The organism is Elusimicrobiota bacterium (genome assembly GCA_016182905.1).
In the GTDB taxonomy this organism is placed as follows: domain Bacteria; phylum Elusimicrobiota; class Elusimicrobia; order UBA1565; family UBA9628; genus GWA2-66-18.
In genome coordinates, this window is the sequence record JACPFR010000018.1 from 102,069 (window position 1) to 128,751 (window position 26,683).

A 26,683-nucleotide genomic window follows, 5' to 3' on the forward strand; every position below is an offset into this window, starting at 1 on the left:
TAATTCGCGGGTGGAACCGGTCCGGGTCGAAAGAACGATCAAGCTGAAGTCCTCGCCCGCGGACCTATGGCCGCAGGTATCGAACACCGACCGGATCAACCGGGCGCTCGGCCTCCCCGCGACCGAGTCGTCCGCGCCCGACCCGAAGGACCTGCGCAAGACCGTGCGCTCGCGCCTTCTGGGCCTGCCCGTGACCTGGCTCGAGGCCCCGTTCGAGTACGTCGACGGGCGCTTCTACACGCTGGCCCGCGACTTCGTCAACGGCCCGATCCTCCGCTACGAATGGGGCTTGACGCTCGCCGCCGACGGCGCCGGCACGACCGCAGTCCTTCACGGGGCCTTCTGGCCGCGGTGGGGGTTCGCGCGGCCGCTGCTGCGCCTGGCCGCGTCGAAGACCCTCGGCGACATCGCCTGCCTCATCACGAGCATCGACGACTCGCTCGCGCGCGTCGGCAGCTTCCCGGCCCCGCGGCGCACCGTGACCGCCGTCGACGCGGCCTTGTTCGCCTCGCGGTCCCGGGCGCTGCGGGACGGGAGCGCCGCCAAGGACGCGGTCGAGCGCCTGCTCGCCCACCTCGAGGGAGCGCCGGACGACGAGGTGCGCGGCATGCGCCCGTTCGAGCTCGCCGACCGCTGGGGCCTGCCGCGCGCCGACGCCCTCCGCGCCTTCCTGCACGCGGTCAAGACCGGCCTGCTCGACCTGAAGTGGGAAGTGCTGTGCCCGAACTGCGCGGCGCCGAAAGAGTCGCTGGGGAGGCTGTCGGACCTCAAGACCACCTCGCACTGCGGCTCGTGCGAGATCGAGTACGGCGTCGACCTCGGAACCTCGGTGGAGCTGCGCTTCACGGTCCATCCGAGCGTGCGCGACGCCAAGGGCGCGGTATTCTGCGTCGGCAGCCCCGCCCACACGCGGCACGCCTCCGCCCAGCTCCGCCTCGACGGCGCCGCGGCGCGGGCCGTGGACCTCGACCTCGAGGCGCGCTCGTTCGTCGTGAGATCGCTCCAGACGAAGCGCGCGGTGCGCCTGCGCCCCTCGGCCGCCGGCCCCGCGACCGTCTCCATCGACTTCGCCCGCGCCGCCGACGGCGACGAGATCGCCTTCCGCCCCGGGCCCGTGAGGGCCGTTTTCCAGCCGACGCTCGAGCCCGCGCTCGTGCGCGTCGAGAACGAGGACTGGAAGGACGCCGCGGCCTCGGCCGCGCTCGTGACCACGATGCAGGAGTTCCGGGACCTGTTCTCCGCCGAGGTGCTGGCGCCCGGCGTGGAGATCGGGGTCAAGAACCTCGCGCTGCTCTTCACCGACCTGAAGGGCTCGACCGCGATGTACGAGCGGGTCGGCGACGCGGCCGCCTACGGCGTCGTGCGCGACCATTTCGACTGGCTGACCGCGATCATCGCCGCGCGAGGCGGCGCCGTCGTCAAGACGATCGGCGACGCGGTGATGGCCGTGTTCCCGTCCGGCGCGGGCGCGCTCGAGGCGGCGCTCGACATGCAGGAGCGCATCGGCGAGCTGTCCGCGAAGCTGGCGCCGCGCGAGCCGGTCACGCTCAAGATCGGCGTGCACCAGGGGCCGACGATCGCGATCAACGCGGGCGGCCTCCTCGACTACTTCGGGACCATGGTCAACGTCGCCGCGCGCGTGCAGAACGAGAGCGCCGGGGGGGACGTCGTCATCACGAAGGCGATCGAGGCGGACCCGGCCTGCCGCGCGGTCATGGACCGCCGCTGTCCCGCCGCGGAGCGCGTGACGATCGCGCTCAAGGGCCTCAGCGGCGAGTTCGACCTCGAGCGCCTGACGATCCGCGAGCCGAAGTGAAGGCCCGCTGCTTCCCGCCCGTCGCCGGCAGGAGGACGAAGGTCCTCATCCTCGGGTCCTTGCCCGGGCTCGCCTCGCTGCGCCTCGGCCAGTACTACGGCCATCCGCAAAACCGGTTCTGGGAGCTTCTGGGATCGGCGCTCGGCGAAGACCTGCGCCGCCTTCCGTATAAAAAGCGGCTCGCGCGCCTGAAGGCCCGGGGCGTCGCGCTCTGGGACGTCGTGGCCGAGGCCCGGCGCCCGGGGAGCCTCGACTCCGCGATCCGCGGCGAGTCGCACAACGAGGTCGCCGCGCTCGTCGCGCGGCTCAAGCCGCGCGCGGTCTTCCTCAACGGCCTCAAGGCCGCGGCGGCCTTCCGCCGCTGCGCCCCGGGGCTGCCGGCGACCATCCTGCCCTCGTCGAGCCCGGCGAACGCCTCGGTGCCGTGGGCGCGGAAGGCCCGGGCCTGGCGCCGCATGCGCGCCTACCTATAGTAGAATTGCGGACCATGAAGGCCCTCCTGTGCGCGCTGCTCCTCGCGGTCCCCGCGGCCGCCGCGGAGCCGGACATCCGCGACCTCGTGGACAAGGCCAACAAGGCCCTGCGCGGCGACTCGAGCCACGGCCGCCTGACCATGACCATCGAGACGCCGGAGTGGAAGCGCTCGCTCGAGATCGAGGGCTGGAACAAGGAGCGCACCTACGCCTTCATCAAGATCCTCGCCCCGGCCAAGGAGCGGGGGAACACCACCTTGCGCCGCAAGACCGAGATGTGGGTCTGGCTGCCGAAGGTCGAGCGCGTGATCAAGATCCCTCCCACGATGATGCACTCGACCTGGCAGGGCTCGGACTTCACCTACGAGGACATCGTCAAGGCCGACTCCATCGTCAAGGACTACACGCACAAGCTCCTCAAGACGACGAAGGAGGAGGGGCGCACGGTCTACCACATCGAGGCGACCCCGAAGCCCGACGCGCCCGTCGTCTGGGGCAAGGTGCTGACCGACGTGGCCTATTACGACGACGACGGATCGGTCATACCCCTCAACGAGCTCGACTACTCCGAGCGCGGCGAGCTCATCCGCACGATCACGCTCTCCGACGTCAAGGTCATGAGCGGGCGGCGCGTGCCGGCGCGGCTGGAGTGCGTGCCCGCGCGGAAGCCGGGCCAGCGCACGATTCTCCATTACAAAGAGCTCGAGTTCGATATCCCGCTGGAAGAGAATTTCTTCAGCTACCAGCGCCTGCAGAAGGGCGGGGGCTGACCTGCTCCGCCTCGCCTGGCGCAACGTCTGGCGCAACCGCCGCCGCAGCCTGATCAACGTGGCCGCGATGGGCTTCGGCCTGGCCGCGATCATGCTCGGCCAGAGCATGATCCGCTCCCTTCAGATCCAGCTCGTCGAAAAGGCGACGGGCTCGATCACGGGGCACGTGCGCGTCCAGCGCAGCGACGTCGACGAGTCCAAGTTCCCCGACAAGTTCATGCCCGACCCCGAGCCGGCCGCGAAGGTCCTCGACGCCGACCCCCGGGTCGCGATCTGGGGCCGGCGCATCCAGATGACCGGCCTCGTGTCCGCGCCGAGCGCGTCCCTGGGCGCGCTGATCTGCGCCGTCGAGCCCGACCGGGAGAAGAAGCTCACCGACATGTCCTCCTACATCAAGGAGGGGACCTATCTCGAGACGGACGGCAAGGGCATCGTCATGGGCCGCAAGATCGCCAACCGCCTCGACGTCCGCCTCGGGGAGAAGGTCGTCATCATGGCCCAGGCCGCGGACGGCTCGATGGGCGCCGAGGCCTTCCGCCTCGTCGGGATCCAGGTCACCGGCTCGGAGTCCTTCGACGGCCAGATCGTCTGGATCCCGCTGAAGGCCATGCAGGAGATGCTCGGCCGCCCCGGCCAGGCCAACCAGCTGGCGGCGCGCGTCGTCGACATCGAGGCCGCCGAGGCGGTCGCCGCCGACGTCGACGCGCGGCTGCCGCCGGGCAACATCCGCGCGATCAGCTGGAAGAAGATCGACCGGGAGATCATCGGCATCCAGGCCTTCCAGAACGGCATCCTGACCGTCGTGCTGTTCATCGTGTTCGCCATCGTGGCGCTGGGCATCCTCAACACCCAGCTGATGAGCCTGTTCGAGCGCGTGCGGGAGTTCGGCGTGCTGATGGCCATCGGCGCCCGCCCGCGCTGGATCGTGCGGCTGATCCTGGCCGAGTCGCTCGTCCTCGGCCTCGTCGGGACCTTGCTCGGCCTGACGCTCGGGGCCGCGATGATCGCGTACTTCGGCCGCAACGGCCTTCATCTTCCCGTCGGCGAGGCCTTCTCCTACTTCCTGCCTTTCCCGTCGGTGATCTACCTCGTCCCCGCGTGGCGCATGCACGCCTTCGCCTGCTTCTCCGTCTTCCTGATCACCTTGCTGGCCTCCTTGCCCCCGGCGCTGCGCGCCGGGCGGCTGAAGCCGGCGGAGGCGCTGCGCCATGTCTAAGCTCGTCGAGGTCTCCAACCTCCACAAGGTGTACCCCGGCGGCTCGAAGGTCGCCGCGCTCAAGGGCATCGACCTCGTGATCGCGCGGGGGGAGTTCACCGCGCTGGCCGGCCCGTCGGGCTCGGGCAAGTCCACCTTGCTCAATATGATCGGGACGCTGGACCGGCCGACGAAGGGGACGGTCAGCTACGACGGCCACGTCGTCTCGTCGCTGGGGGCCGATCCCCTTTCAGATTTCCGCCTGCGCTCGCTCGGCTTCGTGTTCCAGGCCTACAACCTCATCCCGGTCCTGACCGCCGTCGAGAACGTCGAGTATCCTCTCGTGCTGCAGGGCATGGACGCGGCCGAACGCCGCGCGCTCGCGGAGGAGGCCCTGGCCTGGGTCGGGCTCGAGACCTACGCCGAGCGCCGCCCCGACCTGCTCTCCGGCGGCCAGCAGCAGCGCGTCGCCGTCGCCCGCGCGATCGTCACGCGCCCGTCGCTCGTGCTCGCCGACGAGCCGACGGCCAACCTCGACTCCAAGACCGGCGCCCAGCTCTTAGACCTCATGGAAGGATTGAATCGCGACCACGGCATCACCTTCCTGTTCTCGAGCCACGACGGCGCGGTCCTCGAGCGCGCCCGACGCGTCGTCCGCCTCCAGGACGGCGAGCTTCTCTCCGACGAAACGCGAACGGATTGAACCACAAAGACACAAAGACACGAAGGACGAGCGGCAAGAGGGTTAACGTCGACGTAAACCTTCTCTTCCGTTCTTCGTGTCTTTGTGCCTTTGTGGTTCTTTCGTTTCCGTCGCCGGCCTCGGCCGGCGTGAAGGCCGGCGGCTACCTCAAGGACTTCTGGCAGTACTCCCATTCCGCCCTCGACGGCCGCGCCTACAACCTCAACACCGCCCGCGCGCGCCTGACCCTCGACGCGGAGAAGTCGGCGCTCAAGGCGCACGTCGATTTCGACCAGCAGGTCGCCGCCGGCTCCTTCTTCCGCACCACGGAGTTCCGGCAGTTCGGCTACGCGCCGCCCAAGCCCTGGCTCGACATGGAGCACACCGTCTCGACGGGCACGACCAACGGCTACGGCGTCGGCGCCTACCGCGCCTGGGTCGGCGTCGAGGACGAGAGCGGCGTCGTCCGCGCCGGCCGCCAGCGCATCGCCTGGGGCAGCGGCAAGCTCTGGAACCCGACCGACGTCCTGAACCCCTACGACCCGACGACCGTCGAGCGCGACGAGCGCCGCGGCGTGGACGCCCTGTACGGCCGCGCGGGAGTCGGTTCCCTCGGCCAGGCCGAGCTGGCCTGGGCGCCGGGCGACTATTGGGTCGATCACGCCCTACTCGCGCGAGGGCGCGCGAACTGGGAGGGCTGGGACGCCGCGCTGATGGGCGGCAAGATCCCGGGCTCGACGGCGTCGTTCGTCATCGGCGGCGACTTCGCCGGCGCCGTCCTCGAGGGCACCGCCCACGGGGAGGTCGCCTGGTTCAGCCCCGAGACGCGGACGCCGTATTGGAAAGCCGGCCTGGGCTACGATTACAACTTCCCGTCGGGCACGGCGGTCCTCGTCGAGGTCTACCACGCCGGCAACGGCCAGGCCGACCCGCGGCGGTACGACTACGCGTCCCTGCGCGCGGGCAAGGAGCAGGGCGTCGCCCGGAACTACGCGGGCGCGACCTTCACCAAGGACCTGCACACCTTGCTCAAGCTCGAGTGCGCCGCCCTCGTCAACGCCGACGACGGCTCCACGCTCGCCTACCCGAGCCTGTCCTGGAACGCGCTCCCCGACCTGTGGCTGACCGCCGCGTGGCGGCGCTTCGGCGGCGACGCGCTCGACGAATTCGGGCGCCAGCCCAACGCCGCCGTGCTGACCGCGCAATATTGGTTTTAAGCTAGACTGTCGCCATGACCGCCATCGCCCTCGCCGCCCTCCTGGCCTCGTCCTCCGCCGCCGCGCCGGGGCCGAAGGCCCCCGAGCTCAAGATCGCCAAGGTCTTCAACGCCCCGGTCTCCGAGGTCAAGAGCCTCGCGAGCCTCAAGGGCAAGGTCGTCTTCGTCGAGTTCTGGGCCACCTGGTGCGCGCCGTGCGTCGCGGGCGTCCCGCGCACGAACCGCCTGATCGACGCGCTCAAAGGGGAGCCCGTCGTCTTCCTCTCCGTGACCGACGAACCCGCGGACCAGATCGCGGCGTTCCTCAAGACCCACGAGTTCAAGTCCTGGGTCGGCGTGGACGAGGCGAGGTCGTCGCTCAAGGCCTACAAGGTCCGCGGCCGTCCCGACGGCTACCTGATCGGCAAGGACGGGACCTTGCTCGCGCGGATCTTTCCCGATTCCCTCAAGGAAAGCGACGTGCGCGACGCGATCGCCGGCCGCTTCACGCCGGTCCCGGTCAAGTTCGGCGGCGGCGAAGGACCCGCCCTCCCGGCGGCGTCCGGCCGGACCCTCTTCGAGGTCCTGATCTCCTCGGCCGCGGGCGAGCCTTCCATGAGCCGCGGCGACGGCATGCTCGAGGGCGGGGGGCTTCCGTTCTCCGCCCTCCTCGCCTGGATCTGGGACGTCGAGGACGAGCAGGTCGTCGTCGACGCCCCGGCGCCCGACTCCTTCAACTTCCGGCTCCGGACGCCGCCGGAGGGCTTCGAGCGAGGCCGCGAGCTGCTGAAGCAGGCGGTGCAGGCCGCCTTCGCCGTGCGCGTGGAGCCCATGATCAAGGAGACCGACGTCTTCCTGCTGACCCTGTCCACGGAGGCGGGCGCGCCGCGTCCGCAGCTCGGGGACCCGGCGCTCAAGCCCGGGATCATGGCCTCCGGCGGCGGCCGCCTTCTCGGCCGGTCGACGATGGCCCGTTTCGCGAAGGCGCTCTGGATGGGCTCTCCCAAGCCGGTCATCGACGCCACCGGCCTCGACGGGCTGTATTTCCTCGACCTCGAGTGGAAGCGCCGGGACGACGCCGCCCGCGACCGCGCGCTCGCGGCTCACGGGCTGAAGCTCGTCCCCGGACGGCGCGAGGTGGAATTCCTGCGGGTCCTGCCCGCCAAGAAGGACTAGCGCGGCGATGCGCGGCCTCGTCTTCGCCGCCCTCCTCGCCGCGCCCGCCTCGGCCGGGCACGTGAAGGCGGCGCTGTACGCGGCCGGCGAGCGGGCCGCCCTCGTCCTCCGGCACGATCCCCATTGGCACACCTACTGGTCCAACCCCGGCGACTCCGGCCTGGCCACCAAGCTGACGCCGGGCATGCTCGAGTTCCCGGCGCCGGAGCGCATCGTCGCCGGGCCGCTCACGAGCTTCGGCTACTCCGGCGAGGTCGCGATCCCGGCCCGGCTCCCGAAAGGCGCGCGGCGGTTCACCGCGACCTGGCTCGAGTGCGCCGAGGTGTGCGTCCCCGGCCGGGCCGAGCTGACCCCCGAGGCCGGGCGCCGCGAGCTCGTCTCCGAGGCCTGGGAGCGCCTGCCCAAGCCCGACCCGGCCGCGGCCCTCGGCGCGTTCCGCCGCGGCGACCGCGTCGTCCTCGAGCTCGCCGGCCGCCACCCGCTCGCCGAGTTCTTCCCGTCGGCGCCCGGCGCCTTCGAGGGCGCGCGCGGGGCCGTCGCGGTCGCCCCGACGCGCACCGAGCTCGCGCTGCAGAAGGCCCCCGGCGCCCCGGACCTCGCGGCGCTGTCCGGCGTGCTCGTCCGTCCCGGCCTGCCGCCCGTCGCGGTCTCCGTGCCCGTGTCCGCGGGGGGCGTCGCCCTGCGCAACCTCCTGCTCGCCTTCCTCGGCGGGCTGCTGCTCAACCTCATGCCCTGCGTGTTCCCCGTGCTCGCCCTCAAGGTGGCCGGGCTGCTCGAGCGCCCGGGCCGCGGCCACGCGCTGGCGTACACGCTCGGCGTGATGACGAGCTTCCTCGCGCTCGCGGGAGGCCTGCTCGCCGCGCGCGCCGCGGGCGCCTCGCTCGGCTGGGGCTTCCAGCTCCAGTCGCCGTGGGTCGTCGGCGCGCTCGCCGCGCTGTTCGCCGCGATCGGCCTGAACCTGCTCGGCGCCTTCGAGGTCGGCACGCGCCTGATGTCCCTCGGCGCGCGCGGCGGCGGCGGCTCGTTCTCCTCCGGCGTGTTCGCCGTCGTCGTCGCCGCGCCCTGCACCGCGCCGTTCATGGGCGCGGCCCTCGGCTGGGCGCTGTCCCGCCCGGCCTGGGAGGCGCTCTCGGTGTTCGCCGCCCTCGGCCTCGGCACGGCGGCGCCTTACGCCGCCCTCGCCTCCTGGCCCGCCTTGCTCGAGCGCCTGCCGCGTCCCGGCCCGTGGATGGTGACGCTCAAGAAGCTGCTGTCGGTGCCGATGTTCACCACGGCCCTCTGGCTGCTCTGGGTGCTGTGGCGCCTGCTCGCCCCGCCGGTCTCCGCCGACACGCTCTGGAAGACCTGGTCCCCCGAGGCCGTTCAGGAAGCCCGCGCCTCCGGCAAGACCGTCTTCGTCGACTTCACCGCCGCCTGGTGCCTGTCCTGCCAGGTCAACGAGCGCGTCGTGCTGTCGCGCCCGGAGGTCAGGGCCGCGCTCGGCAAAGGGATCGCGTTCAAGGCCGACTGGACGGACAAGAACCACGTCATCGAGGCGGAACTCGCCAAGCATGGACGCGCCGGCGTGCCGCTGTATATCGTCTATCCGAAGGGCGGGGAAGCCGTCACCTTGCCCGAGATCTTGACTCCGGGCCTCGTGCTCGAGACATTGGGGGAGAAACCATGAAGACCGTCCTCGCCGCCGTCCTGCTGTCGCTCGCGTCCGCCGCCCACGCCGCCCCCGAGCTGGGCAAGCCCGCGCCCGACTTCACGCTCACCGACCAGAGCGGCAAGCCGGTCAAGCTCTCCGACTCCAAGGGCAAGCTCGTCGTCCTCGAGTGGTTCAACGAGGGCTGCCCGTTCGTGCAGAAGCACTACGGCTCGAGGAACATGCAGGGCCTGCAGAAGAAGTACGGGGCCAAGGGCGTCGTCTGGTACACGATCGTGTCCTCCAAGGAAGGCAAGCAGGGCCACCTGACGCCCGCCGACGCGACGGACCGCCTCAAGGCCATGTCGTCGAAAGCCATCCTGCTCGACGGGAAAGGCGACGTGGGCCGACTCTACGGCGCGAAGACCACGCCGCACATGTTCGTCGTGGACAAGAAGGGCGCGCTGATCTACATGGGCGCCATCGACGACAACGCCAGCGCCGACCCCGAGGACGTGAAGACCGCGAAGAACCACGTCGCCGCCGCGCTCGACGAGGCTCTCGCCGGCAAGCCGGTCTCGACGCCCTCGTCGCGCCCCTACGGCTGCTCGGTCAAGTACTGATCCGCCAGCAACGCGACTGTTTCCGGAAACAGTTGAAAGGCCCTTAGGACCAACGGTTTCGAGTCGGGGCCTTTCGGCCCATGACCGGATCCTCGGCGCGAGGTATACTGGAATAATGAATTTTTCTCCCCGATTCGCGGCCCTCTTGATGGCCGCCGCCCCCGTCTCCGCCTTCGCCGCCGGCTACGCCGATCTGCCCGATCCCGCGCTCGTTCTGGCCGGGCTCAAGGCCGCGCGGCCGGCCGCCTTCGCGCCCGCGTCGCGCCCGCTCCTCCTCGCCGATCCCGCCGACCGCGCCGACGTCGACGCGCTGTGGGCCCGCATCCAGGACTCGCCGCTCGGCCGCGAGCTCTCCGCCGCGTTCACGGCGCGCGGACGCCCCGTGCGCGTCGTCTTCGAGGATATGAAGACGACCGTCTCGGAGGACGGCCTCGACGGCCAGAAGGGCAGGTCCGATTTCGAGTCGAAGACATTCGTCGTCGGCCTCTCCACTCTCCTGCGCGATCCCCGCTGGCGCGACGAGGGCGCCGGGACGCTCGCGCACGAGCTGCTGGGCCACTGCGACCGCTATCAGGCCCTGCCTCCGGGGCTCTCCACCTCGACCTATCACCTCTACGCCGGAGACGAGACCTACGCCAGCCTCGTCGGCTGGATCGTCACCCTCGAGCTGGGCTCCCGCGCCCACGCGTCCGAGGCGCTTGCGATGGCCGAGGGACGCGCCGCCATCGAATCCAATCGCCGCTTCCTCAACCTCGCCTACGCCCAGGCCCTGAGCCTCCGCGAGATGTCCGCGCCCGCCGGGGCCTACGCCGCCCGCCGCGACGACGCCGCCCGCGCGCGCAAGGATAACGCGGGCAATATCGCCCTCCTCGAGTTCATGGCCGCCGCCGCGGATCACTTCGTCGCCGCTCACGGCGAGGATCCGACGCGTTACGCGGCCCTGCGCGCTTCGCTCGAGACCAAGCGAGCGACCCTGGCCGCGAGCGACTCCCGCTTCGAGAACGCCGAGTCCTGGCTCGGCCGGCTCGCCGACCGACACGCCGAGGGCGGCTCGGAGACCTCGGCCCTTCGCGCCGCCGCCTCCCATCCCTACTTCGCCGACGTGGAGCGCCTCATCGCCGCCCTGTCGGCGCGGGTCCGCGCCGTCGCCCGCCGGCCCGAGGCCGCCGCCGCTCCTTCAGCCGAGGCTTCCTCGGACGTCGGTCAGGACGAACTTCTCTCCAAGATGAAGTCGGACGCGGCGGTCCACAGGGATTTCTGGTCGGCCGCCGCCGCCCGCCTTCCGCCCTAGCGCTTTTTCAGCGCCGCCCATGGCGAGCGGCGGTCGAGCGCCTTCAGCGCGGCGACCGTCTTCTTCCAGTCGCCCTCGTTCTTCGCGTGCAGCGCGTCGAACAGCGCGGGCTCCCCGCGGTAGGTCCGGTGCGCCGCCACGACGGCGTTGTTGAGCTTCTCCGGGAGCGCGAGGCCGGTCTTCGCGGCCTCGGCGCGGGCCCAGTCGAAGAGCTTCTCGCGCCCGGGGCCGCCCTTCTTGTAATGGTCCTCGAGGAGCTTGGCGAGCTCGTCATAGAGGACGCCCAAGGTCTCGGAGCGCGCGCGGCCGGCTTCCCACTCGGACAGCTCCGGCGAGGCGTCGCCGAAGCGCTCGGTCAGGTACCGCTTCACGCCGCGCTCGCCGGCCCAGGACGCCATCGCCTCGTTGAAGGACTGATCCCGGGTGTTCACCGTCCCGTGCGTCAACTCGTGGATCAGAAGCTCGGCCAGGTCGCCGGGGCCGTAGCCCAGGACCGACGACGGCAGCGGGTCGGAGACCGGCAAAGGCGTGTTGTAGGCGGACGCCGGGACCACCGTCGAGTCGAAGCCCTTTTTCTCCCAAGCCGCCGCTTCCTTCTCGGCCCATTCCCGGCGGAAATGCCCCTTGTACGGGAATCCCAGGAACGGCTTCGGCGTCAACGAGTCCTGCGGGCAGGCGTACACGAGCCAGGTGACGGCGCCGTCGACGGGCGTCCAGTCCTTGTAGTCGCGCGACGGCGACAGCCCGAGCTTCTCCACGGCATAGGCGCGCGCGTCGACGGTGAGCTTGAGCTTCTCCCGCCGGCCGGGCGCGGTGGAGGGATCCTTGATCGTGTCCGCGATGGGACGGCTGTTCCAAAGAAGGCGGGCGTGGCCCTCGGCCGAGCGGTAGGCGTAGCAGCCCGAGAGGAGGAGGAGAGGGAGAAGCCCTAAGGCTCGACCTACGGTTCGACCCACTTGCCGTGTTTTTTGATCAACGCGACCAGCGCGTCGTCGGACTGGGCAAAGGGGATGCCCTTCTGCACGCACTCCTTGCCGACGTACAGGTTGATCGAGTCGGGCGCGCCGCCGACGTAGCCGAAGTCGGCGTCGGCCATCTCGCCGGGGCCGTTGACGATGCAGCCCATGATGGCGATCTTGACGCCCTTGAGGTGGCCGGTGCGCTTCTTGATGCGTTCCGTGGTCGTCTGCAGGTCGAAGAGCGTCCGTCCGCAGGAGGGGCACGAGACGAACTCGGTCTTGGTGATGCGCACGCCCGCGCCCTGGAGCACGTTGTAGATCAAGGAGACGCCCCGTTCCAAAGACAGGTCGGCGTCGATGGACACCGCGTCGCCGACGCCGTCGCACAGTAGGCCGCCGATCAAGGTGGACGAGCGCATGACCTGCTCGTCCGGCGTGGCCTCGCGCGGGGCGCGGATGAGGATCGGGGACGAGCCGCCGGTCGCGGCCAGCGCGCGGTACTCGCGGATCAGCTTGCCCGAATCGGTCCCGCGCAAAGAGGTCATCGTCGGCACGCCCTTGTAGAGGGAGGCGGCCTCGTACTTGCGGGCGAGCTCGGCGGTCTCGGCCTCGACGAGGTTGACCATGCCGGTGTCCTTGAGCGCGCCGAGATAGGCCGCGTAGTCGCGCTCGGACGGGGTCGCCCAGCACGTCATGTCGGCGACCTTCACCGCGTCGAGGGCGAGGGCCAGCGTTCCTTCCACCCGCGCGAGGTAGGCCAGGCGGGAGGTCTCCGTGGCGAGCTTGGCACGGACCTCGCGCAGGCGCTCGAGGCTCGCCTTGTCCATCACCGGGAATTCGAGGACCTCGAGGTCGGCGCCCGAGGCCTTCCCGAGCAGGACCTCGTGGAGGTCGAGTATCGCGTCGGCGGACATCGTCTCCGGCACCCGGGTGACGACGCGGACGAGGTCGAGCCCGCCGGTGACGAACGGCCCGACGGGGAAGTAGTCGGCCTTGCGGCGCTTGTAGGAGTAGAAATCGGCGCAGTGATAGACGGGCTTCCTGCTCTCGGCGCGCGCGGGTTCCGGCTCCCGCTTGTGGAAGGGCTTGGCGAGGACCTGGCAGACGGGGACCTCGCGCTCCGGGTCCTCGGTCAGCGAGACGCGGATGGTGTCGCCGATGCCGTCCTCGAGCAAGGAGCCGATGCCGATCGCGCTCTTGATGCGGCCGTCCTCGCCGTCGCCGGCCTCGGTCACGCCGAGATGCAGCGGGTAGTTCATGCCCAGGTCGTCGAGGCGCTGGGTGAGCAGGCGGTAGGCCGCGATCATGACCTTCGGGTTGGAGGACTTCATGGAGAAGATCAGGTCGTAGTAGCCGTTCTTCTCGGCGATGCGGGCGAACTCGAGCGCGCTCTCGACCATGCCGAGCGCGCTGTCTCCATATCGATTCATGATGCGGTCGGAGAGCGAGCCATGGTTGGTGCCGATGCGGCAGGCGCGCTTCAGGCGCTTGAGCTTGAGGACGAGGGGGGTGAAGCGTTCCTCGATGCGCTCGATCTCGGCGGCGTACTGCGCGTCGGTGTACTCCTTGACCGCGAAGCGCTTGCTGTCGACGAAGTTGCCGGGGTTGATGCGGATCTTCTCGCAGAAGTCGGCCGCCGCGTCGGCTGCGTTCGGCGAAAAATGGATGTCGGCCACGATGGGCTGATGGAAGCCCGCCTTCACGAGCTTCTCCTTGATCTTGCCGATGGCCTGGGCGTCGGCGACGGTGGGCGCGGTGATGCGCACGATCTCGCAGCCCGCCTCGATCATCTTGATCGACTGGAGGACGGTCGCCTCGACGTTCAAGGTGTCCGTGGTCGTCATGGACTGAACGCGGATGGGGTTGTCGCCGCCCACTCCGACGTTGCCGACCATGACCTCGCGGGTGCGGCGGCGGCGGCAGGAGAAGACGTCGGGGACGTATTTGGGGATCTGGATGAGGGTCTCGGGCATCGGGAGAAAATTATATCATTTCCCCATGAATCTACCGACGACGCTGGGCATAAGGCATATCGCGCTGTTCACCGGGGATATGGCCCGCGCCGAGGCGTTCTATTGCGGGATGCTGGGCTACCAGGTGGAGTGGCGTCCCGACGCGGATAATCTGTATTTGACCATGAACGGGCAGGATAATCTGGCCCTACACAAGACAACGCCGGGCCCGGAGGGCCCGGAGACGCGCCTCGACCACTTCGGCATCGTCCTCAGGAAGGCGGAGGACGTCGACGCCTGGTACGAGCACCTCAAGGCGTACGCGGTCAAGGCGCCCAAGACCCACCGCGATGGCGCCCGTTCCTTTTATCTGAAGGATCCGGACGGCAACGGCCTGCAGTTCATCCACCACCCGCCCATAGCGGACCGAGCCTAGGTCTGATATACTCCGCGAAACCGGAAGGAGACCCATGAAACTCGCCTCCAGAACCCAGCGCTTTCTCGCCGCTCTCGCCGATGGATTCATCGTCGGCGTCCCTTACGTCATCGGGACGCTCGAAGCCGCCCCGGTCGCCGTGCGCCTGCTCGGGGTCGTCGCCTCGCTCGCGCTGCTCGTCACCCAGCTCGTCCTCGTCAGCAAGCACGGGCAGACGCTCGGCAAGCGGTTCCTCGGCATCCGGATCGTGATGAAGGACACCTTGGAGAACGGCGGCTTCGTGGTCAACGTCCTCAAGCGCGGCCTGCTCAACGGCCTGCTCAGCCTCATCCCCGGCTACTTCCTGGTGGACAGCCTCTTCATCTTCCGTGAGGACCGGCGCTGCATCCACGACCTCATCGCGGGCACCTGCGTGATCGAAGCCGAGCCCGCCGTGGTACAATGACGGGGTGGAAAGCCCCTCCGTCGACAAACTCGAAGATATCCGCCGCAGCCTCGCGATCCTGGAATCGGTCGTCTCCGACCCGGAGCTGATCCGGGAGCTCAGCGAGGACGAGCGCATCCGCCTGATGAAGGCGGCCGGGAAGCTCTCCCGTCCGACCCGCCTCCAGCGCTCCCGGATCTCCCGGCTCGAGCGCCAGGAAGCCAAGCTGGCCGCCGCCGAGGCCGACCGCGCCGCGCGCGCCGCCTCCGGCATCCGCACCGCGCGCCTGGCCCCCGTGTTCACCGCGCCGGCTCCGGCTTTGCCTCCGCCGCCTGATACTCCCGAGCGGCACCTCTCGCGCCCCCAGGGCTGCTACTGCTGCAAGCAGGACTTCACGAAGCTCCACCACTTCTACGACAACATGTGCCCGGACTGCGCCGAGTTCAACTACGCCAAGCGCTTCCAGACCGCCGACCTGAACGGCCGCACCGCCTACATCACCGGCGCGCGCCTGAAGATCGGCTACCACGCCGCGCTCAAGATGCTGCGCGCGGGCGCCCGCGTCATCGTCTCGACGCGCTTCCCGCACGACGGGGCCAAGCGCTTCGCCGCCGAGGAGGACTTCAAGGACTGGAGCCATAGGGTCAAGGTCTACGGTCTTGATCTTCGGCACTCTCCCAGCGTGGAGATCTTCTGCCGCTACCTGAACCAGACCGAGGACCGCCTCGACGCTTTGCTCAACAACGCCGCGCAGACCGTGCGGCGCCCCGTGGGTTTCTACGAGCATCTTCTGCCTTACGAATCCCTGTCTTGGTCCGGGTTGTCCCAGAACGAGAAGAGCATACTGTCCGGCCACTACGAGGTCACCGCCGCGCTGCCGCACGAGCAGACCGGCGCGCTCGTCTCCCTCGACAACGGTCCGGTCGGCATCGGCCTGAAGGACTCCGCCGCCCTGTCCCAGGTGCGCATGGTCTACGACGACAAGATCACCGGCAAGGATATTTTCCCTTCGGGGAAATATGACCAAGATCTCCAGCAGGTCGATCTGCGCACGATGAACACCTGGCGCATGACCTTGGCCGAGGTGCCCACGCCCGAGCTGCTCGAGGTCATGCTGATCAACGCCGTCGCCCCGTTCATCCTGGCCTCGAAGCTCAAGCCGCTGATGCTGCGCCACAAGACCGGCGACAAGCACATCGTCAACGTGACCGCGATGGAGGGCATCTTCTCCCGCGGCACGAAGACCGACAAGCACCCGCACACGAACATGGCCAAGGCCGCGCTGAACATGCTGACCTTGACCTCGGCGCGGGACTACGTCAACGACGGCATCTGGATGAACGCCGTCGACACCGGCTGGGTCACCGACGAGGACCCCGTCGTGCACTCCCTGCGCAAGCAGGCCGTCCACGACTTCCAGCCGCCGCCCGACGTGGTCGACGGCGCCGCCCGCATCCTCGACCCGTGGTTCGTCGGCCTCAACACCGGCGAGCACGTCTCCGGCAAGTTCCTCAAGGACTACAAGCAAGCCAACTGGTGAAGATCAAGCACATCGCCTTCACGCTGTATCCGGTCAAGAACATGGCCCGCGCACGCAAGTTCTACGAGAAGGTCCTCGGCCTCAAATTGGGGAAGAACTACGAGAACGCCTGGGTCGAATACTACCCGGGAGGCACCGCCTGCTTCGCCATTTCTACGATGGTCCCCCAGGTGAAGCCGAGCTCGAACGTCGCCTTCGAGGTCGCCGACCTCGACAAGGCGGCGAAGAAGCTCGCAGCCGCCAAGGCGAAGCTCGTCGCGAAGCCCTACGAAACGCCCGTCTGCCGCTTCGCCGTGTACCGCGACACCGAAGGCAACTCCTTCCTGATCCACGCTAAGAAGCGCGCGTAAGACCTCGCCCGCCGCGGCACACCCTTGTCGACCCCTGTCTGAGTAATGTATTTAAATACATTACTCAGATAGGACCATGCCAAGGCTATCCCGGGGCTCCGTCGTCCAGCTTCAAGCGATCAACGAGTCGATCCGCTACGCCGGCCATGCCCCGAAGGCCGCGACGCATCCACCGGGCTTCTATCTGCGCGCGCTGCGCGGCAAGATGCGGATGAGTCAGGCCCAGCTCGCGCGCAGAAGCGGGGTCGACCAAGGGCAGATCGCGCGCATCGAGCTGGGGAAAGTCGAGGCCGAGCTCAAGACCTTACGGAAGCTGTTCGACGCTCTCTTCTGCGATCTGCTGGTCATCCCGAAGCCGCGGCAGCACCTCGGCGACGCCCTCGCGGCTCGCAACGCGGAGTGGGAACGCCCGGATCACGGGCACACGAGCCTCCGGGCCGACCAGCCGCCTAAGTGAAGCGCCGGCCGGCGGCGCGGTCGATGAGGATCGAGATCATCATGTCGCCGAGCACGTTGACGACCGAGCGCGCGCGGGCCAGGATCCAGTCCACGGTCAGCAGCAGCGGCAGGAGCTCGACCGGCAGTCCCACCGTGGCGAGGACGAGCGACAGTGAGATGAAGCCCGCCTCGGGGATGCCCGCGATGCCCATCGCGGCGATCAGGCAGGAGAACGCGGCCGAGAGCTGCTGGCCCATCGTCAGGTGCAGGCCGTGGGCCTGCGCGACGAAGAGCACGGCCATCGCCTCGTAGAGGATGATCCCGTCGTTGTTGAGGTTGGTGCCCACGCAGGCCCCGAGCGTCGAGGAGGACTTCGACACGCCGAGGCCGTCGAGCGCCTTGAGCGTGACCGGCAAGGTGGCGAGGCTCGAGTTGGCCCCGGCCGCGTAGACCACCGGCTCGCGCGCCTCGCGCCAGAAGCGCCCGAGCGGCATGCGCACGTACGCGACCAGCCAGCTTTGGTAGACGATCAGGGGGTGGAGGATCAGGCCGAGCAGGCCCACGCCGACGTAGGCGGCGAGGCCTTTCAGCGGGTCCACGCCGTACTTGCCGATCGAGCTCGCGACCACGCCGAACACCGCCAGGGGCACGGCCTGGATGATCCAGGAGAGGAGGACCTCCATCGCGCGGCGCAAGGTCGCGACGGCCTTCTCCACGCTCGACACGTCCTCGCCCATGTTCTTGAGCTTGCGCAGGGCTAGGCCGAAGGCCAGGGACAGGACGACGAGGGGGAAGATCGCGTTGTCGGCGAGCGGCTGGACGAGGCTCGGGGGGACGAAGTTGCCGAGGAAGGCCGCCAGGCCGAGCTTCTTGCCCGCCGCCGCGGCGAGCGCCTCCCCGTTGGCCCCGCCGGCCGCCGTCAGGTGCAGGCCGGGCTTCAGGACGTTCGACAGCAGCAGCCCGATGCCGAGCGCGAGCACGGCGTTGACGGCGCAGAAGAAGCCCATGCGCGCGCCGTCCTTGGCGCTGACCTCGGTGGTCAGGACGGCCCCGATGATGGTGAACACCAGCAGGGGGGCGGCGGCGAGCTTGATCGCCTGGATGACGACCTTGCCGATCTCGCCCAGGACCGCGGCGTCGGCGCCGAGATACCAGCCGACGGGCAGGCCGAGGGCCAATCCCAGGAGGATGCGCCCGGTGAGACCGGAATGTCGCATGGCGCCCATCATAGCAACTGAAATTAGCGAAATGGTAATGTCTCTTCATGGTCAAGAAGATCGCCGCACCCAAGAAAACCGTCGTCAAGGCGCCCGTCAAGAAGGCGGCCCTCAAGGTCGTCATCGATTACCCTGCCGCCCAGGAAGTCGTCCATCCGGGGCATTACGCCATCCGCCTCACCGCCGCCGGCGCCACCCAGGCGCAGGTGCGCTTCGACGGCGACGAATGGTCCGATTGCCGCGACTCGTTCGGCCACTTCTGGTACGACTGGGCCCCGCAGTCCGGACGCGTCCGCCTCGAGGCCCGCGCCCGGGCCGGGAAGGGCCGCTGGAGCGCCGTCGCCTCCCTCGACGCCGTCATCAAGCCTCACGAGGTCTGCCTGGTCGGATAGCGGCGTGCCGCTCCTCCTCCTTCTCTCCTCGCTCCTCGCGTCCGGGGCCTTCGCCAAGGCCATGCCCGTCGAGCTGGGCAAGGAGTTCCGCCTGAGGAAGGGAGAGGTCGCCGCCATCGCGGGCACCAAGGCCACCCTGCGCATCGTCAAGTTCATCAACTCGCCGTGCCCGAAGGGCGCCTACTGCGTCTGGAGCGGCCAGGCGGTGATCACCGAGCTGACCGTGGACGGGAAGGTCGTGGACCCGAAGGCGAAGACCTATCCCTACGACGTCTCCGTCAAGAAAAGCGACTACAGGACCTACGCGATCCTCGTCGTCGGCCTGCGCACGCCCCCTTAGCTCAATGGATAGAGCTCCTGCCTCGAGGCCGACCGGAACGACCGGTCGGCCTCTCTTTCTTAATATTAGAAGGCAGGAGCTCTATCCGCTATAATGAGAATCACGCCCCCTTAGCTCAATGGATAGAGCTCCTGCCTTCTAAGCAGGCAATCCAGGTTCGATTCCTGGAGGGGGCAATTTTTTTGGTATTGTGGGGGCATGATGAAAATCCCTCTTTTCGCCGCCGTCGTGCTCGTCGCCGCCCTTTCGCCGTTGCGCGCCGCCGCTCCCGCCGGCGATGCCGCCCTGCGCGCGTCGCTCGAGAACGTGCTGACGATGTCCGACGAGGACTATCGCGACGCGGCGAAGAGCGCGCCCGCCGGGGCGAGCTGGGCCGGGCTCGAGCGCCCGGCGCTGCTGCGGACCGGATTCAAGAGCCTCGCGGCGTCGCGCCGCAAGCTCGCCGTCGAGGCGGGCCTCATCGCCGCGGGACGCGAGATCGAGGCCGACGCCAAGGCCGCGGGCCCCGACGCGGACCTGCTCCAGGAAACGGGCTGGTGGAGCGACGTCAACGCCTGGGCCGACTCGCACCGGTACCAGTACCGCGGCCCCACGGCGGTGGCCGCCGTGCGCGGCGGGCGCAAGCTGTCCACCGACGCGGATAAAGAGGTGACGCGCCTTCTGGCCGCCGCGGACAAGGGCAACCACCTCGAGGCCGCGCAGGCCTACGACCAGATCGCCGGAATGTTCGCCCCGGCCGCGCCGGCCCCCGCGTCCGTGCCCGCCGCCAAGGCCTTGTCCGCCAAGGAGATCTACCAGCGCGCCGCGCCGTCCGTCGTGCTCATCCTCGCCGCCGAGAAGGAGGGCGCGGGGGAGCTCGGCACCGGCAGCGTCGTCGAGGGCGGGCGCATCCTCACGAACGCCCACGTGGTGGTCAACGACAAGACCGGCCGTCCGTTCTCGGCGGTCCGCGTCTACCTCAAGCCCGAGCGCGTCAGCGGCGACACGAAGCGCGACCTGCAGGGGCCCATCACCGCGAAGGTCGCCCGCTTCGACCGCGGCCTCGACCTGGCGCTCCTCGAGCCCGAGACCAAGGTCAAGGCCGGCGCGCTGCCGCTCGGCGACGACTCGTCGGTCGAGCCCGGGGACTCCGTCGTCGCGATCGGCCATCCCGAGCAGGGCGGCCTGTGGACGCTCACCCAGGGCGTGGTCAGCACCGTGATCGCCGACCTCGGCGGGGTCAAGGGCAAGGACGCCTTCCAGACCGACGCGAGCATCAACCGCGGGAACTCCGGCGGGCCGCTGCTCGACCGCTCGGGCGCCATCATCGGCGTGAACACCTCGATGGCCCGCAAGGCCGCCGACGGCCTCACCATCACGAGCGTCAACTTCTCGGTGAAGTCCTCCGTCGCCCGCCGCTGGATGGGCGGCGAAAGCGCGCCGCCCGTCGCCGTCGCGGCGGCCGAGGCTCCCGTCGCCGAGGCGCCCGTCATCGAGGCTCCGAAGGCTCCCGTCGAGCCGCCGCCCGCCCCGAAGACGAAGCCCGTGATGCTGACGCCGCAGGCGCCTTACCGCATCGAGAACGTCCTCGAGGCCGAGATGAGGGAGATGGAGGACCTCGAGGGCGAGATGCGCCGCGAGATCGAATCGCGCCGCTAGACGCTTCCTAGAGCAGGAAGAGGAAGACGCTGGCCAGGGTCAGGAACGCGCCCGAGAACATGCGCGAGACGCTGGCCTCCCTGCGGCCGGTCGTCAGGTAGTACATCCCGACGGCCATGAGCACGACCGACAAGGACATCTTCCCCATGACCTTGGGGGTGATGACGAGCCAGGGCTTGGCCCCTTCGCTCATTTCTTGAGGCCCTCGGCGTTCTCCAGGACCCACTTCTCCCAGCTCGCGTAGTCGCGGCGGTCGTAGGCCTTCTGCGAGAGCTGCCCGAGGACCGTGTAGGCCAGGTCGTGGCTGCCGGGCTCCGAGAGCTTGAGGATGTCGACGAGGCGGGGCGCCGCCGCGAGGATCTTTCCGCGGGAGCGCGCGTCGTCGACCATCGGCACGAGGAGGCCGAGCGTCTTGCCGCGCGCGGAGCCGCTCGGGTCGTCGAGGAGGGGGACGATCATGTCGGCGTCGACGCGCAGGTCCTTGCGGTGGTTGATGACGTCGGCCAGGATCTGAAGGCCCGCCCCGCGGACGACGGGAGACGGGTCCTTCAAGGCGGCGAGGCAGGACTCGATCACCTTCTCGCCGCGCGAGCCGTAGCTGAGGACGAAGAGGGCGGCGGCGCGCTTGTCGGCGTCGGCCTCGTGAGCGAGCACCGTGCGCAGCTCCCGCTCCTTGGACTGGGCCCCGACGACGAACTTCTTCTGGAGCGCGTCGAGCTCGGGCGTCGCCCCGCCCCACAGGCAGTAGAAGCCGGGGCAGTCGGGACGGTCGATCGGCATCTGGCCGCGGCGGGTCAGGGCCGAGCCGAGCTCGTAATAGCTCTTCCAGGCGGCGAGCAGGCCCTCGGGGTCGGCCGTGTTCCGCTTCGGGGCGGGCACGAACGCGAGGCGGCCGCGATCGGCCTCGTCGACGACGTCGAAGGTGACGTACATCGCGTGGTCGACGGAGGTGAAGTACTCGGAGATCGTGAGGCCGGCGTAGGCGACGCCCGGGATCTTGGCGGCCTCGCGCTCGATCCCCTTGCGGATGACCTCGGCCTTCTCCGCCGAGGCGGGGCGGCGATGGTTGCGGAGGACGACGATCTCGGCGATCCTCTTGCCGAACAGCTCCTTGGCCTTGTCCGGCGTCAGCACCGACGAGCGGTAGACGTCGAGGCCGCGCAAGGTCGCGGTCGATTGGGCCCGCGCCGGGGAGGGCGCGGCCGCCAGCATCAGGAACATCGCTATGGTCATCATCGTCCGGGATTATAGCCATTTTGCTATCGTCGTTCCGTGTCCAGAACCGCCGTGGCGTCCGCGCGCGTCTTCCTCGTGGAATCGAGGCTCAAGCGGCCCTTCATCACCGCCCAGGGCCGGAGGGAGTCGACCGTGAACGCGGCCGTCCTCCTGCACCTGAAGGGCGGCGCGGAAGGCTATGGGGAAGCGTCGACCTCGATCGCGCAGAAGCACCTGACCCCGGCCGCCCTGCGCCGGGCCCTCGAGAGGATGGCCGTCCGCGCCCGCGGGCGGGACGCCCGCGACTGGCGCGCGCTCGTCGACGAGGCCTGGGCGCGGCACGGGGACCTGAGCCCCGCGGTCGCCGCCTTCGAGGCGGCCCTGCTGTCGGCGCTGGCGGCCGAGGCCGGGACGGACCTCGCCCGCTGGCTCGGCGGGGCGTCCCGGCGCCTCGAGACGGACCTGACGATCTCGGCCTCGAACGACCCCGAGGAGACGCGCTCGGCCGCCGCCGAGGCCGCCGCCGCCGGCTACCGGACGCTCAAGGTCAAGATCGGGGGGAGGGCGGACGACGACATGGCGCGCGTGCTCGCCGTGCGCGCGGCGGCGCCGAAGGCCCGCCTCCTGCTCGACGGCAACCAGGGGTTCACGCCGGCGGGGGCGCTGCGCTTCGTCTCGGCGGTGCTGAAGACGGGCGCGGACGTGGAGCTGTTCGAGCAGCCGACGCCGAAGGGGGACCTCGCGGCGCTGGCCTTCGTCTCCCGGCGCTGCCCCGTCCCGGTCGCCGCCGACGAGAGCGTCGCGACGCCGGCGGACGCCGCGCGCGCCGCGGACGCGGGCGTGACCGCGATCAACGTCAAGCTCGCGAAGTCGGGCGTCTCCCGCGGGCTCGAGATCGCGGCGGTCGCGCGGGCGGCGGGGCTGCCCTTGATGATCGGCTGCATGGCCGAGACCGCGCGGGGGCTCGCGGCGAGCGTCCACCTGGCGCTCGGCACCGGCTTCTTCCGCTGGCACGACCTCGACAGCGACGTCCTGCTCGTCGAGGACGCGGGAGAGCGCCGCGAGGCCGGCTGGGTCCGGCGCGGACGCTTCGCGTCCTTAGACTAGCTCCCACCAGCGGCGCTCGCGCGCGTCGTGGGTGGGGAGGATCACCAGGCCCTGCGGGATGTGGAACACCTTGCCGTCGTGGGAGTGCACGCGCTCGCGGATGCCGGAGTGCGTGATCTCGACGGTCAGGTAGTGATGGAAGCTGTCCGAGTTGCCCGAGGGGAACAGCGCCGAGCCGCCGCCGCCGGTGAGCACGTAGCGCACGCCGCCGTGGTCCTGGACGCCGAAGGCGTGCACGTGGCCCATGTAGACGCGGCTGACCTTCGCCGCCGAAACGATGTCCGCGAACTCCCGCGAGCCGCCGATGAAGCCGCCGAGCTCGTGCACGCGCCCGACTCCGCCCCACAGGCTGAGCTGGACCGGGGGCATGTGGGTGAACACGATCTTGCGCCCGGGGAAGTCGAGCGCCATCCTCAGCCACTTGAGCTGGGTCCGGGTCACGCGCTTGGCGCTCGAGTCGAGGACCACGAAGCGCACGCCCGCGTGGTCGAAGAAGTAGTTGGGACGGCCGAACAGGCCGCGGTAGAGGGTGGAGTGGGATTTCCCGTTCGGCCGGGAGCGGTCATGGTTGCCGATCACCGTGAGGTAGGGGCGGCCCGTCCAGGCCCGGCGCAGGTGGCGCAGGAAGCTCTCGTAGTTCGACCGGGTGCCCTTGCTGACCATGTCCCCGAGCTGGACCGTGAAGGTCAGGTCCTGGGACTGGAGCTCGTGCATCTGGTCGTGGAACACGCCCTCGCGGTTGAACAGCTTGCGGTAGATCCAGAAGCGGGAAGGCTCGACGTCGCCGAGCACGGCGAAGGACACCTTGTCGCCGCCGTGGCTGGGCAGGCGCGACAGGCGGCGCAGCTGCCGCTCGGTGCGGAAGCGGGAAGCCATCAGGACGAGCTTCTCCGGGACCATACCCATAGGATAACGGTTTTGATAGGATGCCGCCATGCTCAGGGAGCTGCGCGGCCTCGCGCGGGAGACGGCGGTCTACGGCCTGTCCACCGTCCTCGGACGGCTGCTGAACTTCCTGCTCACGCCGCTGTACTCGCACCTCCTCGAGCCCTCCGACAACGGCGCGATGCAGTCGACCTACGCCTTCATCGCCTTCCTGACCGTGATCTACGGCCTCGGCCTCGACACCGCGTACCTGCGCTTCGGAAGACGCGCGGGCGAGGCCGACGCGTCCGCCTTCGGCGCCGCCTTCCTGACGGTGCTCGGGACCTCGCTCGCGGTCTCGGCCGCCCTCGCCCTGGGCGCGGTCCCGATCGCGCGCCTCGCCGGGCTTCCGGCGGAGATGGCCGACCTCGTCCGCTACGGCGCCGCGATCCTCGCCGTCGACGCCGCGATGCTGCTGCCCTACGCGGAGCTGCGCGGCTCGCACCGCGCCGGGGCCTACGCCGGCATCAAGCTCGTCGGCATCGCGATGAACGTCGTCCTCGCCTTCGTCTTCGTGCGCACGCTGGGCCTCGGCCTGCGCGGCGTGTTCCTGGCCAACCTGATCGCGTCGATCTCGACGCTGGCGATGCTCTCGCCGGTGATCCTCGCGCGGTTCGCCGCGCCGAGCCGCGAGCGCCTCAAGGAGATGCTGGCGTTCGGCGTCCCGCTCGTGTTCGCGGGCATGGGCTCGATGATCGTGCAGGTGGCCAACCGCCCGATCCTCGCGACGACGTCCGGGCTGGCCGAGGCGGGCATCTTCGGCACCTGCTACAAGCTCGGCATCGGGATGATGCTGCTCGTCGGGATGTTCGATCAGGCGTGGAAGCCGTTCATCCTGGAGCGCGCGGAGCGGGCGGACGCGGGCGCGCTGATCGCCCGCGTGCTCACGTACTTCGGCGCGCTGTCCGCGTGGGCCTTCCTGGCGATCGCGCTGTTCATCGAGCCGCTCGTCACGGCGCCGCTGTTCGCGGGCAAGCCGCTGATCCACGCGTCCTTCTGGAGCGGCCTGCCGGTCGTGCCGGTCGTGACCCTCGCCTACCTGTTCAACGGCCTGTATTTCATCATGCTGGCGCCCTTGATGCTCGACAAGCGGACCGGCGCGGTGTCCGCCGCGACGTGGGCGGGGGCGCTCACGAACCTCGGGCTCAACGCGGCGCTGATCCCGCGGTACGGCATGATGGGCGCCGCGTGGGCGACCTTGGCCGCCTTCGCGGCGATGGCGGCGGCGGTCTGGTGGCTCGGGCGCGCGTCGCGCCCCGTCCCTTACGAGTGGAAGCGGCTGGCCATACTCGCGGGCTGGACCGCGGCGTTGTGGTGGCCCGCCTCGGGCGTGGGCCTGCCCGCCCGCCTCCTGCTGCTCGCCGCCTATCCCGCCGGGCTCCTGCTCACCGGCTTCCTCGCCGCCGAGGAGCTCGCCGAGCTCCGGTCCCTGCTCAGCGCCCGACGGGTCTGACGCGCACTACAGCGTAAGCTATTGCATTATCGCGCATTGCGATATATCCTTTTGTCATGAACAAGAGAACCATCACCTTTCGCGTAGACGCTCAGAAGAGAAAAGCGCTGGACGCCATCGCCGTCGGCATCGATCGGGACCGGAGCTATGTCCTCAATGAGGCGATCGACAACTACCTCGAGGTCCATCGATGGCAGACGGCACACATCAAGGAAGGATTGCGCCAAGCCGACGCGGGCAAGTTCGCCAGCGATCGGGAAGTCGCTTCCGCCTTCGCCCGCTGGCGGAAGTGAAGCTCGCCTGGACGCGGCTGGCGCTCGCGGACCTCGATAGAGCCAACGCCTGCATCGCCGAAGAGAATCCCTCCGCGGCCGCAAGGTCCATCGATAGGATCCAGAAGACCCTCGAGGCGGTTCGCCGGCATCCCGAGATCGGAAGGCCCGGCCGGGTGGAAGGCACCCGCGAACTCGTCGTCCCGGGAACCCCGTTCATCGTCGCGTATCGGCCAAAGGCGAAGAGGATCGAGATCCTGTCCGTCATTCACGGCGCGCGCCGCTGGCCGGACGAGCTCTGAGCTAGCGCCCGACGGGCTTGATGTTCAGGTAGCCGGCTTCGGGCCGCGGCGCGAAAGGGTCGTTGAGGGGGATAACCGGACGCGGGGCCTCGAGGGCGCGCGCGTGGTGCGCGATCAGCCTCTCCCCGGAGAACGAGAACGCGACCTCGACGCCCGCGCCCTTCCACGCGTCGAGGGCGCGCGCCAGGCGCGCGACGCGGGCCAGGCGCTCGGCGGACAGCACCGAGGAGGCCGAGCCGGAACGGGGACCGGTCTCGCGGCCCGTGCGGCGCTCGAGGGTGTAGGACTCGGTGGCGGCGTCGCCGGCGAGGAGGCCGTCGAGCGGGCCCTTAGTCGCCTCGACGAAGACGCGCTCGCGGCGGCCCGAGCCGGGGTCCCGGGAGAACGCGAGCCCGGAGGCGTCGGCGGGGACGATCTTCTCGACGCGCACGCGGCCGTCGTAGGCGAGGCCGCGCCCCGCGCGCTGGCGCGCGCCGAGCGGACCGGGTCCCCAGGACGCCGCCCAGACCTCCTTGACCCTCTGCGCCGCGTCGAGGGGTCCGTCGGCCTTGAGGGCCGCGTCTTCTCCGACGATCAGGCTGGGGCCGAGGACGCCGTCGACCTGGCCGAGCCTCCCGCTCGCGATCCGCTCGCGGATGCGCTCGGATTTGCGGCGCAGCCCGAGGGACGCGTCGTCGAGCGTCCGCTCCAGCCACTCCGCCAGGCCGTTGCTCTCGACGAAGCGGGCCCAGGCGCCGGCGGGCAGGTCGACGCCCTCGGGGCGGTCGGCGCCGCCGGCCAGGGCCGCCGCGGCGAAGTCCGCCGTCTTCCCGGCGCGGGACTTCGCGCGGCGCAGGGCGGCGTCGCGGCAGGCGCGCGCGGCGGCGGCCGCCCCGC

29 protein-coding genes and 1 tRNA gene are annotated in these 26,683 nt (G+C 69.8%); 23 read left to right on the forward strand and 7 right to left on the reverse strand.

Features of this window, described 5'->3' with window-relative positions:
- Positions 1 to 10 precede the first annotated feature (10 nt).
- From HYV14_07140 to HYV14_07185, 10 genes are all read left to right on the forward strand, one after another.
- The gene (locus HYV14_07140; protein ID MBI2385774.1) at positions 11 to 1,816 is read left to right on the forward strand and encodes a hypothetical protein; all 1,806 of its coding nucleotides are present in this window, start codon (positions 11 to 13) and stop codon (positions 1,814 to 1,816) included.
- Positions 1,813 to 2,289, forward strand: a complete 477-nt coding sequence (locus HYV14_07145; protein MBI2385775.1) for a DNA-deoxyinosine glycosylase — start codon at positions 1,813 to 1,815, stop codon at positions 2,287 to 2,289. The genes HYV14_07140 and HYV14_07145 overlap by 4 nt, the downstream gene beginning before the upstream one ends.
- Before the next feature lie 14 nt (positions 2,290 to 2,303).
- Positions 2,304 to 3,059, forward strand: coding sequence for an outer membrane lipoprotein-sorting protein (locus HYV14_07150; protein ID MBI2385776.1), 756 nt, complete (start codon positions 2,304 to 2,306; stop codon positions 3,057 to 3,059).
- Positions 3,060 to 3,117: 58 nt separating this feature from the next.
- Positions 3,118 to 4,275, forward strand: coding sequence for an ABC transporter permease (locus HYV14_07155; GenBank protein MBI2385777.1), 1,158 nt, complete (start codon positions 3,118 to 3,120; stop codon positions 4,273 to 4,275).
- The gene (locus HYV14_07160) at positions 4,268 to 4,957 is read left to right on the forward strand and encodes an ABC transporter ATP-binding protein (protein ID MBI2385778.1); all 690 of its coding nucleotides are present in this window, start codon (positions 4,268 to 4,270) and stop codon (positions 4,955 to 4,957) included. Before HYV14_07155 ends, HYV14_07160 begins: the two co-directional genes overlap by 8 nt.
- A gap of 92 nt (positions 4,958 to 5,049) precedes the next feature.
- Positions 5,050 to 6,153: a hypothetical protein gene (locus HYV14_07165; GenBank protein ID MBI2385779.1), complete on the forward strand. Its 1,104-nt coding sequence runs from the start codon at positions 5,050 to 5,052 to the stop codon at positions 6,151 to 6,153.
- A 14-nt stretch (positions 6,154 to 6,167) separates the two neighbouring features.
- Positions 6,168 to 7,307, forward strand: a complete 1,140-nt coding sequence (locus HYV14_07170) for a redoxin domain-containing protein (protein ID MBI2385780.1) — start codon at positions 6,168 to 6,170, stop codon at positions 7,305 to 7,307.
- Between the two features lie 7 nt (positions 7,308 to 7,314).
- On the forward strand, positions 7,315 to 8,973 hold the full coding sequence (locus tag HYV14_07175) for a thioredoxin family protein (protein MBI2385781.1): 1,659 nt from the start codon (positions 7,315 to 7,317) through the stop codon (positions 8,971 to 8,973).
- Positions 8,970 to 9,557, forward strand: a complete 588-nt coding sequence (locus HYV14_07180; protein MBI2385782.1) for a thioredoxin family protein — start codon at positions 8,970 to 8,972, stop codon at positions 9,555 to 9,557. The genes HYV14_07175 and HYV14_07180 overlap by 4 nt, the downstream gene beginning before the upstream one ends.
- Positions 9,558 to 9,672: 115 nt before the next feature.
- On the forward strand, positions 9,673 to 10,848 hold the full coding sequence (locus HYV14_07185) for a hypothetical protein (GenBank protein MBI2385783.1): 1,176 nt from the start codon (positions 9,673 to 9,675) through the stop codon (positions 10,846 to 10,848).
- On the opposite strand, the gene HYV14_07190 is transcribed toward HYV14_07185, so the two are convergent.
- Both HYV14_07190 and ispG read right to left on the reverse strand, forming a co-directional pair.
- Positions 10,845 to 11,804, reverse strand: coding sequence for an aminopeptidase (locus HYV14_07190; protein MBI2385784.1), 960 nt, complete (start codon positions 11,802 to 11,804; stop codon positions 10,845 to 10,847). The two genes, HYV14_07185 and HYV14_07190, sit on opposite strands and share 4 nt — an antisense overlap.
- Positions 11,789 to 13,780, reverse strand: a complete 1,992-nt coding sequence (gene ispG / locus HYV14_07195) for a (E)-4-hydroxy-3-methylbut-2-enyl-diphosphate synthase (GenBank protein MBI2385785.1) — start codon at positions 13,778 to 13,780, stop codon at positions 11,789 to 11,791. The genes HYV14_07190 and ispG overlap by 16 nt, the downstream gene beginning before the upstream one ends.
- Positions 13,781 to 13,805: 25 nt before the next feature.
- Between ispG and HYV14_07200 the strand changes: the two genes are divergently transcribed.
- The 5 genes from HYV14_07200 to HYV14_07220 all read left to right on the forward strand — a co-directional run bounded on the left by HYV14_07200 (position 13,806) and on the right by HYV14_07220 (position 16,966).
- Positions 13,806 to 14,195 (forward strand): VOC family protein, encoded by a 390-nt coding sequence (locus HYV14_07200; protein MBI2385786.1) that lies wholly within the window; start codon positions 13,806 to 13,808, stop codon positions 14,193 to 14,195.
- Between the two features lie 34 nt (positions 14,196 to 14,229).
- A complete protein-coding gene (locus HYV14_07205; protein MBI2385787.1) occupies positions 14,230 to 14,640 on the forward strand; it encodes an RDD family protein in 411 nt (136 codons plus the stop codon).
- Positions 14,641 to 14,644: 4 nt separating this feature from the next.
- On the forward strand, positions 14,645 to 16,159 hold the full coding sequence (locus HYV14_07210) for an SDR family oxidoreductase (protein ID MBI2385788.1): 1,515 nt from the start codon (positions 14,645 to 14,647) through the stop codon (positions 16,157 to 16,159).
- Positions 16,160 to 16,200: 41 nt separating this feature from the next.
- Positions 16,201 to 16,509, forward strand: a complete 309-nt coding sequence (locus HYV14_07215) for a VOC family protein (GenBank protein MBI2385789.1) — start codon at positions 16,201 to 16,203, stop codon at positions 16,507 to 16,509.
- A gap of 76 nt (positions 16,510 to 16,585) precedes the next feature.
- On the forward strand, positions 16,586 to 16,966 hold the full coding sequence (locus HYV14_07220) for a helix-turn-helix transcriptional regulator (GenBank protein ID MBI2385790.1): 381 nt from the start codon (positions 16,586 to 16,588) through the stop codon (positions 16,964 to 16,966).
- Here the strand turns inward: HYV14_07220 and HYV14_07225 are convergent.
- Positions 16,959 to 18,164: a dicarboxylate/amino acid:cation symporter gene (locus tag HYV14_07225; protein MBI2385791.1), complete on the reverse strand. Its 1,206-nt coding sequence runs from the start codon at positions 18,162 to 18,164 to the stop codon at positions 16,959 to 16,961. The two genes, HYV14_07220 and HYV14_07225, sit on opposite strands and share 8 nt — an antisense overlap.
- A 47-nt stretch (positions 18,165 to 18,211) precedes the next feature.
- Between HYV14_07225 and HYV14_07230 the strand changes: the two genes are divergently transcribed.
- From HYV14_07230 to HYV14_07245, 4 genes are all read left to right on the forward strand, one after another.
- Complete coding sequence (locus HYV14_07230; GenBank protein ID MBI2385792.1) at positions 18,212 to 18,556, forward strand: hypothetical protein; 345 nt, start codon at positions 18,212 to 18,214, stop codon at positions 18,554 to 18,556.
- A 4-nt stretch (positions 18,557 to 18,560) separates the two neighbouring features.
- On the forward strand, positions 18,561 to 18,896 hold the full coding sequence (locus HYV14_07235; GenBank protein ID MBI2385793.1) for a hypothetical protein: 336 nt from the start codon (positions 18,561 to 18,563) through the stop codon (positions 18,894 to 18,896).
- A 104-nt stretch (positions 18,897 to 19,000) separates the two neighbouring features.
- A tRNA-Arg gene (locus HYV14_07240) sits at positions 19,001 to 19,072 on the forward strand.
- 22 nt (positions 19,073 to 19,094) lie between these two features.
- Positions 19,095 to 20,534, forward strand: a complete 1,440-nt coding sequence (locus HYV14_07245; protein MBI2385794.1) for a trypsin-like peptidase domain-containing protein — start codon at positions 19,095 to 19,097, stop codon at positions 20,532 to 20,534.
- A 7-nt stretch (positions 20,535 to 20,541) separates the two neighbouring features.
- On the opposite strand, the gene HYV14_07250 is transcribed toward HYV14_07245, so the two are convergent.
- Both HYV14_07250 and HYV14_07255 read right to left on the reverse strand, forming a co-directional pair.
- Positions 20,542 to 20,727 carry a hypothetical protein gene (locus HYV14_07250; GenBank protein MBI2385795.1) on the reverse strand — a complete coding sequence of 62 codons (186 nt, stop codon included), beginning with the start codon at positions 20,725 to 20,727 and terminating at the stop codon, positions 20,542 to 20,544.
- The gene (locus HYV14_07255) at positions 20,724 to 21,770 is read right to left on the reverse strand and encodes a hypothetical protein (GenBank protein MBI2385796.1); all 1,047 of its coding nucleotides are present in this window, start codon (positions 21,768 to 21,770) and stop codon (positions 20,724 to 20,726) included. Before HYV14_07255 ends, HYV14_07250 begins: the two co-directional genes overlap by 4 nt.
- A gap of 36 nt (positions 21,771 to 21,806) precedes the next feature.
- Between HYV14_07255 and HYV14_07260 the strand changes: the two genes are divergently transcribed.
- Positions 21,807 to 22,856: a dipeptide epimerase gene (locus HYV14_07260; protein ID MBI2385797.1), complete on the forward strand. Its 1,050-nt coding sequence runs from the start codon at positions 21,807 to 21,809 to the stop codon at positions 22,854 to 22,856.
- On the opposite strand, the gene HYV14_07265 is transcribed toward HYV14_07260, so the two are convergent.
- Positions 22,848 to 23,756, reverse strand: coding sequence for a metallophosphoesterase family protein (locus tag HYV14_07265; protein MBI2385798.1), 909 nt, complete (start codon positions 23,754 to 23,756; stop codon positions 22,848 to 22,850). The two genes, HYV14_07260 and HYV14_07265, sit on opposite strands and share 9 nt — an antisense overlap.
- Positions 23,757 to 23,790: 34 nt before the next feature.
- Here HYV14_07265 and HYV14_07270 point away from each other — a divergent pair, with 34 nt between their 5' ends.
- From HYV14_07270 to HYV14_07280, 3 genes are read left to right on the forward strand one after another with little or no spacing between them, the layout of a single operon-like run.
- Positions 23,791 to 25,233, forward strand: a complete 1,443-nt coding sequence (locus HYV14_07270) for an oligosaccharide flippase family protein (GenBank protein MBI2385799.1) — start codon at positions 23,791 to 23,793, stop codon at positions 25,231 to 25,233.
- A gap of 56 nt (positions 25,234 to 25,289) precedes the next feature.
- A complete protein-coding gene (locus tag HYV14_07275) occupies positions 25,290 to 25,526 on the forward strand; it encodes a CopG family transcriptional regulator (GenBank protein MBI2385800.1) in 237 nt (78 codons plus the stop codon).
- The gene (locus tag HYV14_07280; GenBank protein ID MBI2385801.1) at positions 25,424 to 25,807 is read left to right on the forward strand and encodes a type II toxin-antitoxin system RelE/ParE family toxin; all 384 of its coding nucleotides are present in this window, start codon (positions 25,424 to 25,426) and stop codon (positions 25,805 to 25,807) included. Before HYV14_07275 ends, HYV14_07280 begins: the two co-directional genes overlap by 103 nt.
- Position 25,808: 1 nt before the next feature.
- Here HYV14_07280 and HYV14_07285 read toward each other — a convergent pair.
- Positions 25,809 to 26,683 (reverse strand): hypothetical protein (locus HYV14_07285; GenBank protein MBI2385802.1); only part of this gene is annotated, 875 nt, incomplete at its 5' end.